This is a genomic window from Enterococcus sp. 4G2_DIV0659 (assembly GCF_002140715.2).
GTDB classification, from domain to species: domain Bacteria; phylum Bacillota; class Bacilli; order Lactobacillales; family Enterococcaceae; genus Enterococcus_L; species Enterococcus_L mansonii.
Window position 1 is genome coordinate 2660154 of the sequence record NZ_NGLE02000001.1, and the last position, 20663, is coordinate 2680816.

The 20663-nt window shown below is 32.1% G+C and carries 15 protein-coding genes and 1 pseudogene; all 16 read left to right on the forward strand.

Features of this window, described 5'->3' with window-relative positions; all coding sequences use genetic code 11:
* Positions 1-117: 117 nt before the first annotated feature.
* Entirely contained in the window at positions 118-960 is an 843-nt protein-coding gene (gene rfbD / locus A5880_RS12505) for a dTDP-4-dehydrorhamnose reductase (protein ID WP_086329361.1), read from the forward strand.
* A gap of 109 nt (positions 961-1069) precedes the next feature.
* On the forward strand, positions 1070-2950 hold the full coding sequence (locus tag A5880_RS12510; protein ID WP_086329362.1) for a DUF2142 domain-containing protein: 1881 nt from the start codon (positions 1070-1072) through the stop codon (positions 2948-2950).
* Between the two features lie 30 nt (positions 2951-2980).
* A complete protein-coding gene (locus A5880_RS12515; RefSeq protein ID WP_086329363.1) occupies positions 2981-3709 on the forward strand; it encodes a glycosyltransferase family 2 protein in 729 nt (242 codons plus the stop codon).
* A complete protein-coding gene (locus tag A5880_RS12520) occupies positions 3709-4050 on the forward strand; it encodes a DUF2304 domain-containing protein (RefSeq protein ID WP_086329364.1) in 342 nt (113 codons plus the stop codon). Before A5880_RS12515 ends, A5880_RS12520 begins: the two co-directional genes overlap by 1 nt.
* Positions 4050-4394 (forward strand): hypothetical protein, encoded by a 345-nt coding sequence (locus tag A5880_RS12525; protein WP_086329365.1) that lies wholly within the window; start codon positions 4050-4052, stop codon positions 4392-4394. Before A5880_RS12520 ends, A5880_RS12525 begins: the two co-directional genes overlap by 1 nt.
* Before the next feature lie 150 nt (positions 4395-4544).
* A complete protein-coding gene (locus tag A5880_RS12530) occupies positions 4545-5339 on the forward strand; it encodes an ABC transporter permease (protein ID WP_086329366.1) in 795 nt (264 codons plus the stop codon).
* Positions 5340-5403: 64 nt separating this feature from the next.
* On the forward strand, positions 5404-6621 hold the full coding sequence (locus A5880_RS12535; RefSeq protein WP_086329367.1) for an ABC transporter ATP-binding protein: 1218 nt from the start codon (positions 5404-5406) through the stop codon (positions 6619-6621).
* Positions 6611-9754, forward strand: coding sequence for a glycosyltransferase (locus A5880_RS12540; RefSeq protein WP_086329368.1), 3144 nt, complete (start codon positions 6611-6613; stop codon positions 9752-9754). Before A5880_RS12535 ends, A5880_RS12540 begins: the two co-directional genes overlap by 11 nt.
* Before the next feature lie 32 nt (positions 9755-9786).
* Positions 9787-11931 (forward strand): glycosyltransferase family 2 protein, encoded by a 2145-nt coding sequence (locus tag A5880_RS12545; RefSeq protein WP_086329369.1) that lies wholly within the window; start codon positions 9787-9789, stop codon positions 11929-11931.
* Between the two features lie 42 nt (positions 11932-11973).
* A complete protein-coding gene (locus A5880_RS12550; protein WP_256924776.1) occupies positions 11974-13929 on the forward strand; it encodes a YfhO family protein in 1956 nt (651 codons plus the stop codon).
* Positions 13930-13960: 31 nt separating this feature from the next.
* On the forward strand, positions 13961-15121 hold the full coding sequence (locus A5880_RS12555) for an EpaQ family protein (RefSeq protein ID WP_086329370.1): 1161 nt from the start codon (positions 13961-13963) through the stop codon (positions 15119-15121).
* Positions 15122-15312: 191 nt separating this feature from the next.
* Complete coding sequence (locus A5880_RS12560; RefSeq protein ID WP_336577160.1) at positions 15313-16707, forward strand: sugar transferase; 1395 nt, start codon at positions 15313-15315, stop codon at positions 16705-16707.
* Between the two features lie 16 nt (positions 16708-16723).
* The gene (locus A5880_RS12565; RefSeq protein ID WP_086329371.1) at positions 16724-17548 is read left to right on the forward strand and encodes a glycosyltransferase; all 825 of its coding nucleotides are present in this window, start codon (positions 16724-16726) and stop codon (positions 17546-17548) included.
* A 36-nt stretch (positions 17549-17584) separates the two neighbouring features.
* Positions 17585-18781 carry a CDP-glycerol glycerophosphotransferase family protein gene (locus A5880_RS12570; RefSeq protein WP_086330299.1) on the forward strand — a complete coding sequence of 399 codons (1197 nt, stop codon included), beginning with the start codon at positions 17585-17587 and terminating at the stop codon, positions 18779-18781.
* Between the two features lie 161 nt (positions 18782-18942).
* Positions 18943-19341 (forward strand): glycerol-3-phosphate cytidylyltransferase, encoded by a 399-nt coding sequence (gene tagD / locus A5880_RS12575; RefSeq protein WP_086329372.1) that lies wholly within the window; start codon positions 18943-18945, stop codon positions 19339-19341.
* Positions 19342-19666: 325 nt separating this feature from the next.
* A pseudogene (locus A5880_RS12580) lies at positions 19667-20634 on the forward strand (glycosyltransferase family 2 protein).
* Positions 20635-20663: the final 29 nt, after the last annotated feature.

The following is a 20663-nucleotide window of genomic DNA, read 5'->3' on the forward strand; positions in this document are numbered from 1 at the left end:
CTAGAAATGGTTTTGTATCACGCTTTAAATTTAATACAGAATAAAAAATATGTGATTTGATACTGAATGGTTTTAGATAAGCTGTTTTAGTTTCTTTTCTTGAAGGAGAACATAATAATGATACTTTTAACAGGTGCTAAGGGACAATTAGGGACAGAATTACGTCATTTTTTAGATGAGCAAAATTTGTCGTATGTAGCGACTGACTCAAAAGAATTGGATATTACCAATGAAGAACAAACAATGACAGTTATTAGTGATTTAAAACCTGATTTAATCTATCATTGTGCAGCGTATACAGCTGTGGATAAAGCAGAGGATGAAGGCAAAGAGTTAGATGAGAAAATAAATGTCGATGGTACACGTAATGTAGCGATTGCTGCTCAAGCAGTTGGCGCAACATTAGTATATATCAGTACGGATTATGTATTTGATGGAACGAAAAAAGATGATGTTTATAAAACAGATGATTCAACAAATCCACAAAACGAGTATGGTCGCACGAAATTATTGGGCGAACAAATCGTTCAAGACATTATGGATAAATATTATATTATCCGCACATCATGGGTGTTTGGTCAATATGGACATAACTTTGTTTTCACTATGCAAAAATTAGCGGAAACACGTGACCAATTGACTGTTGTGGATGATCAATTTGGACGTCCGACTTGGACTAGAACGCTAGCTGAATTTATGGTGTTTGTGATTAAAGAAAAAGCGCCATATGGAATCTATCATTTATCAAATGATAATAGTTGTAGTTGGTATGAATTCGCTAAGGAAATTTTGAAAGATAGAGATGTTGAAGTCTTGCCTGTGGATTCAAGTCAGTTTCCACAAAAAGCCACAAGACCTAAGTATTCTGTGATGGATCTTGAAAAAACTAAAAATTTAGGCTTTGTAATTCCTACATGGGAAGAAGCGTTAGAAACTATGTTGACATCCATTGCAAAATAACAAAGATTTTATAAGGAATAGAAAGGGTTAGGGTGTTTTTATTCCTTATGAACTTTATTACATCTGCCCTTTATTTAGTGGAAAAAACAATGAAAAGGTAGGATATAAAATGTTTGTCATTTCTGCAGATAAAAAGAAAAATTTATATAAATTACTGACGTTACTTTTTGGCTGTATGATTTTTGTATTGTTGATTGAGCTGTTAGTGTTTAATTTTTCCTATTTTAAATATGGACGTATTAGTGAGGATATAACTAATTTAACACTTGAGAATATTGAAAAAAAAGGAGAAAATACCTACAAACTGATTAACAAAGCGGTTGAAGGTAAAATAGTTATTCCGAGTACTAAAAGTGGGGCCACAAAACTTTCCTTCATACCATCAGTTGATCCGGGTCCGGATGCTAAGGTAAAGATTACCAGTCCAGGAACGGATTATGGTGAACGAAAGATTCAAGATTCATTAGAAGTAATTAAAATCATTGATAAAAAAAATCCGTTGACATTAACGTTTCAAAATGTTGGAGACCGAGAGTTTCAAATTGCCAATGTGAAACGAACGAATAAATTTCATTTTAACTTGATTCGATTTTTTGTTTCGTTGTCGTTAGTTATTTTCGTAGTGCTGATTGCCAGTGGACTATTTAAGGGACGTTATGAGTATTTTTCTGTTTTTTCTATTATTTTATTTGGTTCGTTATTATCTATACTCATGCCCGTTGGACAAACGATGGACGAACGGGCTCATATTATAAAAAGTATTTCTGTAGCAGAAGGAAACTTATTCTTTGAAAATGGGGACAAGTTACAGTTACCTGCCGGTTTTGAAACGATGTATGTAGAGGAACCTTATACCACTTATGAAGAATTTAGAGATATGTACAATAAAAACAGTGCTAAAGGAACATTAATACCAATAGAAGAAAAGAAAGAAACGTCTGCTGTGACGTATCCATTTTTCTCTTATGTTTTTAGTGGAATAGGTGTGAAAGTAGCAATGTTGTTCCACCTGCCCATGATTTTTTATGTATGGCTTGCCAGAATATTTAATGTCTTGGCTTACGGATTATTAGCATTTTTCGCGATCAAAAAGATACCTTATGGTAAAAGAGTAATGGCATTTTTTGCTGCACAGCCAGTGATGTTGTATCTTGCTGCATCCATTGGAGTAGATGCATTACTAGTGAGTGTGGTCATGCTAGGGTTTGCACAAATTATGCGAATACGCTATCAAAAATCACATATAAAACTATCAGAATTTATCTTGATTGCTGTCTGTTTTAGTATGGCAATTATTATTAAGGTGGTTTATGCACCAGTACTGGTTCTGTTTTTCTTATTGGGAAGAGACAGCTTTAAAAATAAAAAAGCGCAGTGGATATTATACAGTACATTATCGCTATTGCTCTTTGTTGTCGCTCTCTTAGTTTATAAATACTCATCTGATATGGGGATCAATCAGTGGAAATTACCGAATGTTGATTCTGACAAACAGATGACAAATATTATCAAAAATCCGATAGGCTATCTAAAAATGCTCGTTGTTTTCTTTTCAACGAATAGTGTTGGCTACTTAACTTCAACCTTTGGTCTAATGGGGTATGTGTTGGTGATCAATCCTTTAGTTACTCTTTTAAATATTTGTGTAACAGTATTCTTGTGCTTATTCGATTATCAAGAAGCTCAAACAAAAGAGAATGTTTATTTTAATTTAAAAGAAAAAACTATTGTCGGCTTTACTATTTTAAGTATGATTATTTTGAGTGCTACAGCACTCTATATCACGTTTACCCCTGTGGGAGCACTTAAGGTTGATGGATATCAGGCACGGTATCTAACACCGATGGCACTTTTGGGAATGTACATGTTGACTTCACGAAAATTAGAATCTAAAAATAGTGAAAAGACAATAGATAGAGTAACATTTTTCGGAATTGCGTTACTACTTATATTCGTTTTTATTCAAATATTAATAAAATACTATTTTTAATAGTTATCAACTGGTAAAGGAGGAGTTACTGTGCGTGTTCTTTTAGTTATTCCTGCATATAATGAAGAAGAAAATATTTTAAATACAATTATGTCAATTGAAAATTTTAAAAAAGAGAATAATCATAAATATTCTTATACAATTGATTATGTTGTCATTAATGACGGCTCAACAGATAAAACCCAAGAGATTTTAGAAAGAAATGAAATCAATGCAGTTCACTTAGTGATGAATTTGGGTATTGGAGGAGCTGTTCAAACGGGATACAGATACGCAGAAGAAAACGATTATGATATTGCGGTTCAGTTTGATGGAGACGGGCAACATGATATCCACAGTTTGGATGTTGTATTACAACCAATCATAAAAAAAGAAGCTGACTTTGTTATTGGTTCACGTTTTTTACCTGAAGAAAAAGCTGCTTTTCAGACAACGTTTATGCGTAGAGTTGGCATTAAAATCTTATCTTTTTTAATCTATCTGTCATCAAGAGTCAAAATTTATGATGTGACTTCAGGATACAGAGCTTGTAACAAAGAAATTATAGCCTACTTTTCAAAAAAATATCCTATGAGTTATCCAGAACCAGAATCAACAGTGCATTTATTAAAGAAAAAATTTAAAATCAAAGAAGTTGCTGTAAATATGATGGAACGTGCTGGTGGAGAGTCATCTATTCGTTCATTTACTTCTGTTAAGTACATGTTTGAAGTAAGTATTGCAATTCTTGTCTCAAGTTTTATGGGGGAGGGAGACTAATGAGCGTTGTTTTAAGAATGGAGTTGTTAGTTTTTTCACTACTCTTTTTTGTATATATTATTCGTTCAATCAACAAAAATATCTTTTTATTGAAAAATGCTATTCGATGGTTATTTATTTCTATGGGACTAGTCATTGTTGCTGTTTTTCCAAAACTACCTGAATGGTTGGGTGTCAAACTTGGCTTTGAGACAACCTCTAACTTTTTGCTGATTGTTGCAATATTTATCTTATTGTTTATCGAAGTAAAAAATTCTGCATTGTTATCAAAACAGCAAAATCAAATAAAATTATTAATTCAAGAACTTTCAATATTAAAAGATAAAAAGGAGAAAAAATAATGTTCTTATTCTTAATATATGTCGTTTTGTCGACTTCAGGCTTAATTTTAGTAAAGTTAGGCTCGCAAGCAAATTCAATTCAGATCACGAATGCTGTTTTTTCTTTTTCAATGTCTTTTACGACGATTATCGGTTTTTTATGCTACATGTTTAGTTTTGTTTTATGGATGGTGATTATTAGTAAATCTGAAGTATCGTATATTGTTCCTATGGGAGTGGCGTTTACAAATATTGCTGTTTTAATAGGTTCAAAACTTATTTTGCAAGAACAAGTCTCTTTAGGGACTGTTATTGGAACCTGTGTGATTATTTTAGGAATCGTCATTATCCAATTAGCTAAATAAAGACATACAAAACAGGCTATATTTCGTAATTCTTAAGAAAATACTTACATAACTTGAAAAAAACGTGTATATTCTTTAGAATGGTAATGTTATGCAACTTAATTTTAGCTAGTACCTAAAAGCAATGGAAGTAGGAAAGGAACAGTGTCAATGATACGAGCAACACTCTCTATTTTTAAAAATATTTTTGAAAATAGAAAACTGTTATTACAGTTTTCATTTAATGATTTTAAAGCTAAATATGCAGGTTCTGCACTAGGAATTATTTGGGCGTTCATAACACCTCTTGTAACAGTATTGACTTATTGGTTTGTTTTTTCGCAAATTCGTACAAGAGGAGCAAATGAGGAGTACCCGTTTATTGTTTATCTGGTGACAGGTTTGATTCCATGGTTCTTTTTCTCTGATTCATTATTGTCTGCGACAAATGTTTTTAGAGAGTACAGCTATCTTGTAAAAAAAGTAGTATTCAATGTGCAAATTTTACCGACATCGAAGATTTTATCTAGTTTATATACACATCTCTTTTTTATTGTCATTGGTTTTGGTATTACTTCGTTGAGTGGTATCTATCCAGCGTTGCAAAGTTTACAATTGGTTTATTACTTATTCTGCATGATTATCTTTTTGACAGGTGTTACTTGGTTAACAGCTTCTACACAACCGTTTTTACCAGACATCATGCAATTTATTAATGTGGCGATGCAAACGATTATGTGGACACTTCCAATTTTGTGGTCACCTTCTGGGTGGATTGAAAAGGTATTGAAATTGAACCCTCTATACTACATTATTCAAGGATATAGAGATTCGTTTACAGGTGGGGCGTGGTTTTGGGAGCATTGGCAATACGGATTGTATTTCTGGGGCTTTACTATCGTTCTCTTACTAATTGGTTCAACTGTATTTAGACGCTTGAAACCACATTTTTCTGATGTATTGTAAAAGCAATAAATTGATGCTAAAACATATTGAGCGATGTGATTGATAAGTACAAGGAGAGTAAACAATGTCAGAATATGCAATTGATATACAAAATATAACAAAAACATATAACATGTATAAAAAGCCGGCAGATCGCTTCAAAGAAGCCCTTAACCCATTCAAAAAATCGTATCATGATATCTTCTATGCTTTAAAAGATGTGACGATGCAGATTGAAAAAGGCGAAATGATTGGGTTTGTTGGAGAAAATGGATCAGGCAAATCAACGATTTTAAAAATTATTACAGGTGTCTTAACGCCAACTTCTGGCTCTATGAAAATCGATGGAAAAATTTCGGCTTTATTAGAGCTGGGATCAGGTTTTAATCCAGAGTATTCTGGGTATGAAAACATTTTTCTTAATGGAATGGTTCTCGGTTTTTCTAGAGAAGAAATGCAAGAACGTGTCGACGATGTTATCCAGTTTGCAGATATCGGCGATCATTTGTATCAACCTGTTAAAACATATTCCAGCGGTATGTTTGTTCGTTTAGCTTTTGCAGTTGCGATTAATGTGGATCCTGATATTCTGATTGTTGATGAAGCTTTGGCTGTGGGGGATCTAGAATTTCAATTGAAATGCATGGAGAAATTTACTGAAATCAAGAATTCTGGTAAAACGATACTTTTTGTTTCTCACGATGTTAATTCAATACGTCGTTTTTGTGATCGTACATTTTGGTTGAAAAATGGTGAAGTTGTTGAGTACGGTGACACGATGGATGTAACAACAAATTACGAAAATTTCTTAAAGAAAAAATCAATTAAAACAGTTGATCGTGAAAAAACAATTCAAAATGAAGAGACAGTTCCAGATATTATAGAAATAGAAAAGGCAACATTATTGAATCAGTCATTAGAACCTTTGGAGATTGTTACGCAAGATGAAAAAGTGATTGTAAAACTAGAGTACACTGTTAAGAATGATACAATTAAATCTCCTGTGTGCGGCATAGCTATTCGGACTGTGGATAATCATTATGTGTGCGGATTGAATACATTGTTAGATGGCGTCAAAATTCCTTGGAAAAAAGGAAAAAATGTTTTTTATCTAGAATATGGAAAAATGTCTCTTTTAACAGGCGAATATTATTTTGATATTGCGTTTTTTGAAGAACATGCCACAGTACCTTTGGTTTATAAAACAAAATACCTGAACATGTTTATTAGCGGACGCTATGCAGGTGAAGGCATTGTGATTTTAGATCATGAATGGAAGGACACTATTAAAGATGAAATATGATTTTGAAATGGAAGTTGATGAGAGTACCAGCGTTGGTAAAATCGTTGCCCAAATTAAAGAGAATAGTCGAGTTTTGGAGTTCGGACCTGGAAATGGTCGGATGACAAAGTATTTGATGGAAGAAAAAAATTGTTACGTTGCAATTGTCGAGTTGGACCGAGAGCTGTACGATCATGTCAGTGAGTTTTCTGACGATGCTTTTTACGGTAATATCGATGAAGATGATTGGACGAAGTATTTTGAAGGAAAAACCTTTGATTATATTGTTTTTGCCGATGTGTTGGAACACTTGATGGACCCTAAAAGTGCTTTAAAAAAAGTGAAACCATTTTTAAGTGAAGACGGACAAATCTTAATCACTTTTCCTAATATTGCTCATAATTCCGTTTTGATTGATTTATTTAATAATAAATTAAATTGGCGTGAAACAGGTCTGCTAGATGCAACCCATAAGTCTTTTTTTGTTCAAAGTGGTTTTGAAAAACTATTTGAAGAAATCGGCTTATTTATTGTAAAAGAAGATTTTACAATAAACGAGGTTGGTTATAATGAACTGGAATCAAATTATGCAGACTTGCCGGTGGGAATTCGCGCTGCTTTTAAAGCACGTCCATTTGGGGAAGTCTATCAGTATTTTTATGCACTTTCCGCTGAAGCTGTTGAACATCCCATCCGCACCATACCTGAAAATTCAAGTTATAGAAAGAATATTCATTTTTTGTATGATTGTGGCGAGGAAGAGCAAAGAGAGTTTGATATTCAAGTCAATAACGTGAGTGGTGAAAATAAAACATTTACAATTGATGTGCCAGAAAATATTGAATTATTGAAAATTTTTCCAAGTTTGACTGGTGCTGTAGTAGATATAGAATTGACTGTCGATGGGAAAGAGATTTCCCCAAGTGCAACAAATGCTGTGTATAAAAAAGAAACACAATATTTTTTCTCCGATAAACAAGTTCCGGTCATGGAAATAAACGATAGAGACATTGTCGGAAAAACGATGACAATCAGTATCGACTATAAATATGAAGGTAACTTTTCTGATATCGTCCATGGACTGATTGATTATGTAATAACAAAGCAAGAAGAAAATAATCAGTTGAAAAATACAGAATTAATGGTGAGTGAAAAAACAATGACGAAGTATAAAAAAGTATCAATCAGTAAATTTGATTCACTTATTTCACTTAATATTGATGATATCGTTCGTCATGTTGAAGAGAAAAAAACTGTGATCCGTGGTTGGGCTTATTCTAAAGAAGACAAGTTACCAATAGATTTTAAAGTCTTTGCTGAACTGACTGTTGAATATTCTGTAACAAAAGAATATCGCAGAGATGTTATCGATATGTTTGAGCTAAAAGGCGACCAAGAGTACGGTTTTGTAATAGAAGTGAATGATGCTGAAGATCAGCCAAACTATATATTAAATATTTCTGCTAACAATGGTAGAAAATTACAATATCGTTTAGAAAAACCAAACATGGTGCAGCCAGGCAATAAAATTCAACGAGCAATGCGTTCTATGCAGACACGAGGCTTAATGGGTTCTGTGAAGTGGTATTTCAAACGCCAAGAACAACAAGAAACACCTGTTGACCCATCAGCGATTTTGGAAGAAATCAAAACATTTACATTCCAACCTAAAATTTCTGTAGCTGTTCCAGTTTATAATGTAGAAGAAAAATGGTTAGATGCTTGTGTTTCATCGCTTCAAAATCAATATTATGAAAACTGGGAGTTATGTTTAGCTGATGATGCTTCACCAAGTGATTATATCAAGCCTCTATTAAAAAAATATGCAGATGCAGATGATCGCATTAAAGTCATTTATCGTGAGGAGAACGGTCACATTTCTGAAGCAACTAATTCTGCATTAACTATTGCTACAGGTGATTACATCGGATTTATGGATAATGATGATGAATTAGCTCCTCAAGCTTTGTATGAAGTTGTAAAAGCCTTAAATGAGGACCAAACAATTGATTTCATCTATACTGATGAAGATAAAATCACTGAAAGTGGCAAAAGATTCAATGCTTTTTACAAATCAAAATGGAATTCTGAGTTAATTTTAAATCATAATTACATTACACATTTTGTAGTAGTTAAACGTTCTTTACTAGAAAAAACGGGTGGCTTAAAAACAGAATTTAACGGTGCCCAAGATTATGATTTTGTTTTACGTGCAACTGAAAATGCAGAAAATATTGCTCACATTCCTGGCATGATGTATCATTGGCGCGCCATTGAATCATCAACTGCTTTGAATCCTGAAAGTAAAGGGTATGCTTATGTTGCGGGGCAACGTGCGGTGCAAGCGGCAATGGATCGCCGCAATATTAAAGCAAGCGTTGAAATCGCAGAGTTTTATGGATCATATAAAATTAATTATATTTACGATACAGTACCGAAAGTATCCATTATAATTACAAATGATACTGCTGATATTAACGATTATTTGAAAAAATTACTTGAAAAAACAATTTATGAAAATTATGATATTGTTTTACCAAAACAGTTTAAAGACAAAGTTCATTCAACTAGCAATAAGTTAGTTTATAGTGACGGCCAAACAAGAGATGAATTGGTTCAATCAAGTACCGGTGAGTACACAGTTCTTTTAGATGCTGGGTTAGTACCAACGAAAAGTAACTGGCTAGTTGAGATGATGAACATGGTTCAACAACCAACAGCAGGAATCGTGACCGGCAGAGTGGTGGATGATCGCTATCGTATCGAAAATGTTGGAATGTCTATTGATACAGAGAAAAAACGCCTAATTTATCCAGAACAAGGCACACCAGGCAAAAGCTTGGGATACTATTATCGTATCGCTTTACCAAGAAATGTCCAAGCAGTTTCTGAAACATGCATGATTTTCAGAAAAGCGGACTATCTTGAGGTTTCCGGTGTCACTGAAGAATTAGGTAAAGATGTGATGGGTGTAGATTTATCTTTGAAATTTACGAAACAGCTTGATAAAAAGATCATTTATTGTTCTTATGCAATCTTCAAAGCAGAGGAAAAAATTCAAAATCTTGATAAAAAAGGCAATTTTAAATTACTGACAGATAAATGGTCGGACCAAGATTTAATGGATAGTTATAGAAATCCAAAACATCAGTAAAATCATACCTTTAATTATAAGGAGAGCACATTATGAGCGATGAGATAAAAATCATTATTGATAGTATCTATCGAGAGAAACAAACTAATAACTTAACAATAACTGGCTGGGCTTTGAATACAAATTCAAAGTCCGCACCAGTTATTTCGATCAACAATCAAGAACAAGTAGCATCTGTTAATATCCAACGTGTTTTAAGAGAAGATGTCAATCAGATTTATGAAGTAGATGCAGCTGTTTTAGCAGGGTTTATAATCAAATTAGATGGTATCCAAAAGAAAAATAAATTGGAAATTTGTTTTGTTTCAGCAGATACACAGACTAGTCGTTCAGAATGGATTGATTTAGGCAAAAAACATCCTTTGACTCCTGGAACAGAAGATAAGATGACAAGATTGATGATAAAATTACATAAAGGCATCAGCTATCTAAAAAGAAATGGTATAAAAAGCACAATTCAACGAGTAAAAATTGAAAAAATCAGAAATCAATCTTCTTACCCGAGTTGGTTGGAAAGAACTGAGCATTTTGACTTTGACCAAATCAAAGCGGAGATTGAATCCTTTCAATATAAACCTACAATTTCGATTGCTATGCCAGTTTATAATGTTGAAGAGAAGTGGTTGCGCCGGTGTATTGATTCTATTTTGATTCAAGATTACGCTAATTGGGAACTTTGTATGGCGGATGATGCGTCGACAGATCCTAAAGTAAAAGAACTTTTAATGGAATATAGCAATTCAGATGAACGGATTAAAGTTGTTTTCAGACCTAAAAATGGGCATATTAGTGAAGCGACAAACTCTGCATTAGCATTAGCTACTGGAGAATTTGTCGCATTATTAGACAATGACGATGAACTACCGAGAATTGCTTTTTATGAAGTTATCAAAGCTTTGAATGAAAATCCAGAATTAGATTTAATTTACAGTGATGAAGATAAGATAGATATGGATGGCAATCGTTCAGATCCCTCATTCAAACCAGATTGGTCACCAGATTTATTGTTAGGAACAAATTATATTTCTCATCTTGGTGTTTATCGTAAAACAATTCTTGATGAAATTGGTGGTTTTAGAAAGGGCTATGAAGGTTCTCAAGATTATGATTTAGTTCTTCGATTTACTGAAAAAACAACAAGTGAACGCATCAAACATATTCCTAAAGTCTTATATCACTGGCGTATGTTACCAACATCAACCGCAGTTGATCAGTCATCAAAAGGATATGCATTTGAAGCAGGGTTAAGAGCTATTCAAGATACTTTAGTTCGTAGAGGCATCAAAGGTCATGCAACTCATGGTCGTGCCAATGGTTTATATGATGTTTATTATGATATTGAATCAGAAGAATTGGTTTCGATTATTATTCCAACTAAAAATGGCTATAAAGATGTTAAACGTTGTGTTTCTTCTATTATTGAAAAAACTACTTATAAAAACTATGAAATTATTATCGCAGATAATGGCAGTACAGATGAGAAAATGAAAGAACTCTATGATTCATATGAGCAACAACTTGATGAGCGGTTTAGAGTTATCGTAATTGACATTCCATTTAATTTTTCTAAAATCAACAACATTGCGGCAAAACAAGCCAAGGGAAAATATCTTTTATTCTTGAATAATGACACAGAGGTAATCAATGCTGAATGGTTAAAATTAATGGTCTCTTTTGGACAGCAAGATCGAATTGGCTGTGTGGGAGCAAAATTATTGTATCCAAACAACACAATTCAACACGCAGGTGTGATTTTAGGTTTAGGTGGGATTGCTGGACATGGACATTATGGCTATCCTCATGGAGATCTAGGGTATTTTGGTAAGCTAGCGTTGAATGTTGATTATTTAGCGGTGACTGCAGCATGTCTATTGATGAAAAAACAAGATTTTGATGCTGTTTCTGGCTTTGATGAAAACTTTACGGTAGCTTTCAATGATGTTGATTTATGTTTGAAAGTAAAAGAACTTGGTCGTGACAATGTCTGGTTGCATGAAGCAGAACTTTACCACTTTGAATCTCAAACAAGAGGATATGATGATAAAGGGAAGAAGAAAAAACGTTTTGAAAAAGAAAAGGCAATGATGGAAGAAAAATGGGCGACTTTGATTGATGATGATCCATTTTATAATCCTAATCTTACAAGAGAGATTCCTAATTTTTCATATAGAGACTAGGTAGAAAAATAACCTCTTGTGATATTTTGAATGGAGTTAGTTATGGAAAAACATATAGAAAATAGAAAAGACGTTATCCGTATGAACTTGAATGGAACTATAGATAAAATTATAAAAGCTAGATTTTGGCTTGCAGCTGTTGTTTTTGTATGTATGTTAGTTTTCAAACTTCACGGCAGCTCTCTAGGGATGTGGGACACCTACGTTTCTGATTATGAAGAAGCAGGTACAAAAAGTGGATTGATATTAGGGAAACCAAGAGCTGTCAGATCTGATGAATGGTTAGTTCAAACTCCGTTTAGCCTATCTCAGACACAAACAGGATTTAAACAGCGTAATGAAGTGATTACAATTGATGGTCAAGATATGATTGTTGGTTATAATTCTGCAGCAATTGATATTGCAACGATTGCCAAACCATTCTCTTGGGGATATGTATTGCTTGGAAAAGAATATGGACTTTCATGGGTATGGGGCATCAAATTAATTGGAATGATGTTGCTTTCTTTTGAAATTGGTTTGATTCTGACTAAACGAAATAAGTATTTGTCTTTGCTTGCAAGTGTTTGGATTCCTTTTTCTTCTGCGATTCAATGGTGGTTTGTTTCTCCAGTTGGAGATTTAATCTTCTTCACTTTAGGATTTTTAGTAGGAATCTATAATTATTTTTACTATCATGAGCGTAAAGCAAGACGGTTGTTCTTTTCAATACTTGCAGTAATTTCTATTTCAGGATTTGTCCTTGTTTTGTATCCGGCTTTGCAAGTTCCATTAGGCTATTTGATTCTATTGATTTTGATTGGTTTCTTTTTGGAATTTTATAAGAAAATCAAACTGGATAAATTTGATGGGTTATTTATTGGTGGGGCTGTGATTGCAACCTGTGTGATACTAGGTGTTTCAATTCGTTCTTCTTGGGAATCATTATTTTTAGTGATGAATACAGTTTATCCAGGAAAAAGAGTGAGCGTCGGAGGAGAGTTTCCCAGAAAAGATATTCTGCTATTTTTGACGAATTGGAAAATGCCGTTTATGGATGTCACATATACAAATAATTCAGAATTAAGTAGTTTTTATCACTTCTTTTTTGTTATCTTACCGTTATCACCCTTGATTTTCTTAAAAAAAATAAAAGAAAATCTTTATGGTTTTTTACTTTTTGTATATTGTTTATTTAATTTGTTGTGGATGAGTTTCAGCTTTCCTTCAATCATTGCAAAAATCACATTATGGTCTTACGTCCCTTCCGTTAGAGTGATTGTTTCATTTGGCTTTGCTTCAGTATTATTGAGTTTATGGTTTATACAATATCTTTGGGAAAAAGAAGCATTCAAGTCTTTAGTAGTAGTAATTGTTCTATTCATTAATTTAGGCTTGTATTTCTTTGCACTTTATACGGGGAATTTACGTTTGTATGTAAGTAAGTGGGCAATTATAATTATTTTAGTTTTGGCTGCCTTTTTAATTATTGCACTCTTTAAAAAGTGGAAAGTAAGTTTCTGCGTCGTGATGGCAGGTATCATATTGATGACAGGTATTCCTGTTAATCCATTAGCACAAGGTGTAGCTCCTGTTTATGAAAAGAAAATTGCTCATGAAATTCAGAATGTCGAGAAAAATGATCCAAATCAACTTTGGGCAGGTGAACGATTGATGTATGGATATCTTCCTATGTTGGGTGTACATACGTTCAATGGTGTTGCCTTTACACCTAATTTAGATTCTTGGGAAATTTTGGATCCTGATAAGAAGTATGAAGATGTTTATAATCGTTATGCTCATATTAATGTGGAAATCGGTGAAAATGAAATACCGCTACAATTAATTCAATCCGATTCAATTGTCGCACGCTTGAATCCTCAGGCAATAAAAGCATATGGGATAAAATATTTGGTAACATATAAAGAGATAGAAAATTTATCAACTTCCAGAATAAAATTTGAACGACTTTATGGACCAGATAAAGATGGAGCTTACATCTATAAAACAAATTATTGATATCAAAAGTTAAATGTAAAGGGGCTAGAAAATGGAAAAGGTACTAAATAGAATAAGTAGCCTATTATTATTACTGACTATTGCAGGCTCTTATTTGATGTGGATTGTCGGAATTGATACAAAAGTAACGGCATTTATTTATACAAATAGTCTGTATTTTTTAATTATTGTTATCGGGCTTGTTTTATTATTAAATGTAAATAGATTGGAAAAAAGCGATTGGGCTATGATTGGTCTTGCACTTTTTTTTGGTGTTTTTTATACATTAACCTCTTCAATGAGACATAGTAATCGATTTATTAATGCGACAATTCCAATAATCATATTACTGGTTTTATGTTTTAAAATCTGTCAATTTGATAGAATCGATAAAGGGATATTGTTTAGCATTTCTATTGTTTCATTATTCGCAACCCTTTATCGTTTGTCTGTGGAACTACCTAAATTGGATATGATTGATAAAAATAATAACAAGTTAGCTTATATTTGGATTAACACAAATACTATTGGCGCCGCACTATTATTTTCCATACTTATGGTTGTAATATTAATTCAAGCTACTCCAATTGGCTATTACAAGATTATTGTGGTTCCAATATATATTGCTGGGTTAGCCAGCATGTGGATTATTGAGTCGAAAACGTCATTTTTGGTGTTGATTTTGTTTATTGTTATTAATACTAGTATTCCAAAAAAAATTTTACAAAAAAATAAATGGTGGGTTTTACTATTCCTGCTTATTTTCTTAATAATGCCAAGTATTTTTTATTATTGTGCTAATTCAAGTGATTTAAATTTATTCACAGAGAGAGAACGAATCTGGAATGAATTTTTTGGAAAGTGGTTATCAAGCAATCAAAACATATGGATTGGAATGACTCCATTTGTAGCTTCTTGGAAACCTTTAGGGACACATAATAGTTTTCTAAATATATTGGGTAATTTTGGTATTCTAGGTTATATTTTAATTACAGGTTATTTTTCGTACTATTTCGTACGCTTCGTATTTTCAAAGAAATTATATACAAAATTTCAAGTAGGTCTTTTACTTGCATTTTTAGTAATATTTGTCCATTCATTTATGGAAGATACTCTTACTGCATATCATTGGATGCCAATCCTCTATAGTTTTATTGGCATTTCATTACAATGTCCAGATGATAATTCTAGTAAAGCTCTAAAGAAAAAATAGAAAATCAAACGAGCAGTAAAAATTAACTGTTTTAACTTTTAATAGCGTAAATTTACATTTCTAGAATAGTAGTTTTTTTTTACAAAGCTATATGGTATTATGAAGAGTGAAACTTTTAAATTTTGTAGCAATTATTGTAATGATTTGCTTAACCAAATTGTATATCTGTTTTTTGAGGAAGGAAGAATAAAATGGTATCAAAAAATGAATGGAACAATGCAAAAAGAATTGCAATTATTATAATAGATATATTAATGTTTAATTTTTCAATCTTAGTTGGATTCTGGCTAAAATTTGGCTTAAAAATACCAGAGTATAATTTTATAGCTTATGAAAAGTCAGCAATATATATATCTTTATTTTTTTTGTTTTTTAATCTCTTACTGGGAAGCTATGTTTTTTACAATCGAACAATTAATGACATAGTTTTTGTAACATTTATTGGGCAATTTTTAACTACATTGTTCATAATGATGATTACATTTGCTGGAAGATGGTTTACTTTTCCACGGTCAGTGTTACTTTATTCCTTTATTATTGGCGTAATTTTGTTAAGTATTTGGCGTGTTTTTGTATACTATATGTATTTAAAAGTCAGTGCAATCAAAAAAGTAGTGATTATAGGTTCTAAAGATAGTGTAGTTTCGGCTTCACAAAATTTTCTAAGTCATAAGAATAAAAAACATCAGGTGACAAACGTAATAGTAGATAATTATTCGAAAAATCTGCTTCAGTTAATGAATGAAATAGATGTTATCTATATTGCGAGCCATATTGATGATAATGAGAAGTTGAATATATACGAATTGGCAACAAAAAACGAGAAAAAATTATTTTTAAATACCAACTTTGAAAATTTAATTATGTTAAAACCTAATATGATGAATTTTGAAGATGAGAGTATTATTGAAGTCTCCGATTTTAGAATTAAAGGAGAAGAGGAGTTTGTAAAAAGAGTTTTTGATATTATTATAGCAGCCGCTTTATTTATTATCACCTCACCATTAATGTTGATAGCAGCAATTTTGGTTAAATTAACTTCTGTAGGACCTATAGTCTATAAACAAACTCGAATTACTTTAGGACAAAAAGAATTCTCAATTTTAAAATTTAGAACAATGTCTGTAACTGCAGAAGCAAAATCTGGACCAGTGTTGTCCTCAAGTAATGACAGCAGAGTAACTGTAGTAGGAAAGTATTTAAGGGCTCTGAGAATTGATGAATTACCTCAGCTCATTAATGTGATTCGTGGTGATATGTCCATCGTTGGACCAAGACCAGAACGTCCTTTCTTCGTGGATCAGTTCAACAAAGAAAATCCTCATTATTACCTAAGACATAATGTCAGAGCAGGAATTACTGGATATGCTCAAGTTTATGGAAAGTATGCTTCTGATTACAATAGTAAATTGAATTTTGATTTACTATACATCAAGAATTATGCTATTTTATTAGACTTAAAAATTTTACTGCAAACAATAAAAATTCTGTTTGACAAAGTATCTTCACAAGGTGTTGACGAAGTAGAAAGACAAAATGTTACACTGACTTTCTTGGAAGAGAATAACATTAAGTTAAACGACTGAAAAGAGTGAATACAGTATGAAAATGATAGACGTAAGTGTCTTAATGTCTATATACAAAAAAGAAAAAGTCAGTTATTTTATTGAAACAATGGATAGTATAATGAATCAAACTGTTCAGCCTAAAGAGATTCTTTTAATTGAAGATGGTCCTTTGACCGCAGACTTGATTGAAGCAATTCAAAATTATAAACAATTACTTGGAGATCAGTTTGTAACGAAATCTCTAAAAGAAAATGTCGGACTGGGAAGAGCACTTGCTGAGGGCGTAAATTTATGTAAATATCAATTGATTGCTCGTATGGATACAGATGATATTATGTCCCCAAATAGATTAGAATCTCAGTTTAAAGAGTTTAGAGAAAATCCAGAGCTAACTATTGTAGGATCTAATATTGCTGAGTTTTCTGGAGATACGAATCATATTTTAGGAAATAGAATTGTACCAGAAAAAAATGGAGAAATCCGAGTGTTTTCTAAAAGAAGAAACCCATTTAATCATATGACAGTTATGTTTAGAAAGGATGCAGTTATACAGGTAGGTAATTATCAGCCTTTACAAGGATTTGAAGATTATTATTTGTGGGTTCGATTGCTAAAAAATGGTTATCAAGCAAAAAATATCCAAGAGAAGTTAGTTTTTGCTCGAACGGGTTTAGATATGTATGCAAGAAGAGGTGGGCTAGCTTATTTGATTCCTGGATTAAAAGCAAGAAAAGTTATTTATAAAGAAGGTCTAGGTACAATCACAGATCTTTTAGTTGTTTCAGGTATTCATATTATGATTTGTTTGATGCCAAATAAAATTAGAGGTAAATTTTATGAAAAAAAATTGCGAAATTAATTTTAATTACCTAGCAAATGGAGATCATATTTGAAAATGATAAAAAAATATCTAGTATTTGTGCAAAAAATTCTAAAAAGAGTTGTAACAGTTGGCTTATTTTACATCATGTATCCAGTTTTATTTTTTGCTCCGATTAATAAAAAAAAGATTGTGGTATCTAATTTTAATGGCAAAGGATATGGAGACAGTGCAAAATATATCTGTGATTATTTATTAGATCAAGATAAAGAGATTGATATTGTCTGGCTATACGAAGATAAGTCAGTGAAATACCCAGCGACTAGTTTTCCAAAAGGGATACGACCTGTGAAACATAAAACGGTAAGAGCGCTGATGGAAATGAACACAGCTAAAATCTGGATTGATAATTGTCGAAAAAGTTTTTACCCTAGAAAGAGAAAAAAACAATTTTATCTACAAACTTGGCATGCAGGCTTTACCTTAAAAAAAATCGAAAGAGATGCAGAAGAAAGTTTGCCGCCATTATACAAAGAACGAGCAATTAAAGATTCTAAGATGTGTGATTTATTAGTTTTCGAAAGTTCTGATATGATAAAAGATGTCCATAAAACATTTTGGTTTGAAGGAGAAACCTTTAGACAAGGTGTTCCGCGCAATGATATTATTGTAAATACACCCGAAAGTATTATTCATAAAGTTTATAATCACTTTGCTATTGATCTTGAAAAAAAAATCTTGCTCTATGCTCCTACTTTTAGACAAGGATACGAATTAAAAATTGATAACAATTTCTTGTTGAAATTAAAAATGGAGATGAGTAAAAAGTTTTCAGCAGACTATGAATTAATTGTTCGTTTGCATCCCAATGATAGCGAAAATAAGCAAAGAATTTTTAATACAAAAGATGGAAATCAACTAATTGATGGGTCAGACTATGATGATATGCAGGAGTTGCTCTGTGCAGTAGATACTTTGATTACAGATTACTCTTCTGTTATGGGGGAAATGATGATTTCTAACAAAAAATGTTTTATCTATGCTTATGACTATGAAGAATACAAGCAAGATCGAGGATTGTTGATTGAATTAACCGAGCTCCCCTTCCCAATCGCTTTTACTGAACAAGAGCTGATAACTAAAATCGTTCATTTTGATGAAACCACTTATCTTTTAAATATAGAAAAATTTAAAGTTGAACACAACGTAATTGAAACTGGAAAAGCAAGCCAAGAACTAGGTGATAAGCTTATAAATGTCATGGTGGAATAAGAGTAAATTACTTCTGTTTGAATTGAAGAAGCAATATATTAGGAAGAAAATATACTGGATTACTAATAGATAGTTAAAAAAAGTGGAACTTATCGCATCTTGATTATTTTACGAGATATTTGTAAGTAATTTAGAAATAAAGGGAAGGGCAGGCGTTGTATATGAAAAGAGTGATAACATATGGAACATTTGATTTGTTACATTATGGTCATATCAATCTTTTAAGACGTGCAAAAGAACAAGGTGATTACTTGATTGTAGCATTATCAACGGATGAATTTAATTGGAATGAAAAGCAAAAAAAATGTTATTTTTCTTATGAGAAAAGAAAACATTTATTAGAAGCTATAAGATATGTAGATTTAGTGATTCCAGAAGAAAATTGGAAACAAAAAATTACAGATATCAACAAATATGATATTGATACTTTTGTGATTGGGGATGACTGGGCTGGAGAATTTGACTTTGTTGCTGAAAAAACAAAGGCTGAAGTGATTTATTTATCTAGAACTCCAGAAATCTCAACAACGCAAATAAAAAAAGATTTAGGAATTCAATAAAATACACTTGGTAATAGTGTTCTAGTCGTTCAGTAAAGTTTGAATAAGTAATTTGGCTAAGGCAGGGGTAACAGTATTTGAAAAATAAAAAGAAGGACGGCAAAAGGTATAGTATAACTTTTTGTTGACCATCGATTTATTGTTTGAATATAGTACGTCTGTCTTTTTCTGAGAAATGGAATTATAGTGTATTTTACAATTGTATTAATTTTTCAACGGATTGTTGCATATCAATAATCTGTGTGAGAAAATATGAAGAGCTATTTTATAACGAAGATGGAGTAATCCAATAGGAGTGGTTTTTTTGAAACAAATAGAGAAAGAAGTGTGTACTCTTTCTGTAATTATTCCCATTTATAATGTTGAAAAAACATTAGAACGGGCTGTAGATAGCATTTTAAATCAGGTGGGGTTACTTCATTATGAAATTATATTAGTAGATGATGGTTCAACTGATACCAGTGGATCTATTGCAGATGCATATGGAAAAAAATATTCTTTTATCAAAGTGTTTCACAAAAAAATGGTGGATTATCTTCTGCAAGAAATTATGGAATCAAAAAAGCAAATGGAAAAATTTTAGCTTTTTTAGATAGTGATGATTATTTGTTCCCAACTATTCTCCAAGATGGATTACTTTTTTTTGAGAGGGAATCTGTTGATATAGTCGTTTTTGGTTTGGAAAAAGGAACCGAGACAGTATCAAAAAAAATAGAGCCCGAAGAAGGGACTAGTATAGATTCTGCTGAAACAATTACGAAGTTATTTTTGGATAAAGGTGCTGAATTTTATGCATGGAACAAACTTTATAAAAAAGAGTTGTTTAAGAATGTTCAATATCCGGAAGGTCATCTTTATGAAGATGTTATCCCAACATACGAAGTGATGAAACAAGCGAAAAAAGTGAAATTTATGGGCACTTGTGGAATCTTTTATTATCAAAATGAAGATAGTATAGTGTATCAGAAATTTAATGCTCAACAGTATGATAATGTTGAACAAAGAAAAATTCTGTTATCAAAGATTTCAAAAGAATTTCCTGAATTAACTGGGCTAGCTGTTGATAAGCTAATTGATGGTTACTTAAGTACGGGCTTTAAATTAACGATGAGAGCAGATTGTACAAAAGAAAAAAAAGAATTTTTATCTAAGGCAAGAAAAGAAATACGTTCTAATTATGGAAAATTTCTGTTTAATAAGCAGACATCTATTTATAAAAAAGCAGCATTAAGTTTATTGTTAGTTCAATCGTATGTGTATAACGGTCTATACAGACTATTGTTAAAAAAGTGAAAAAATTGTTAGGAGAGAGTTTATGGACA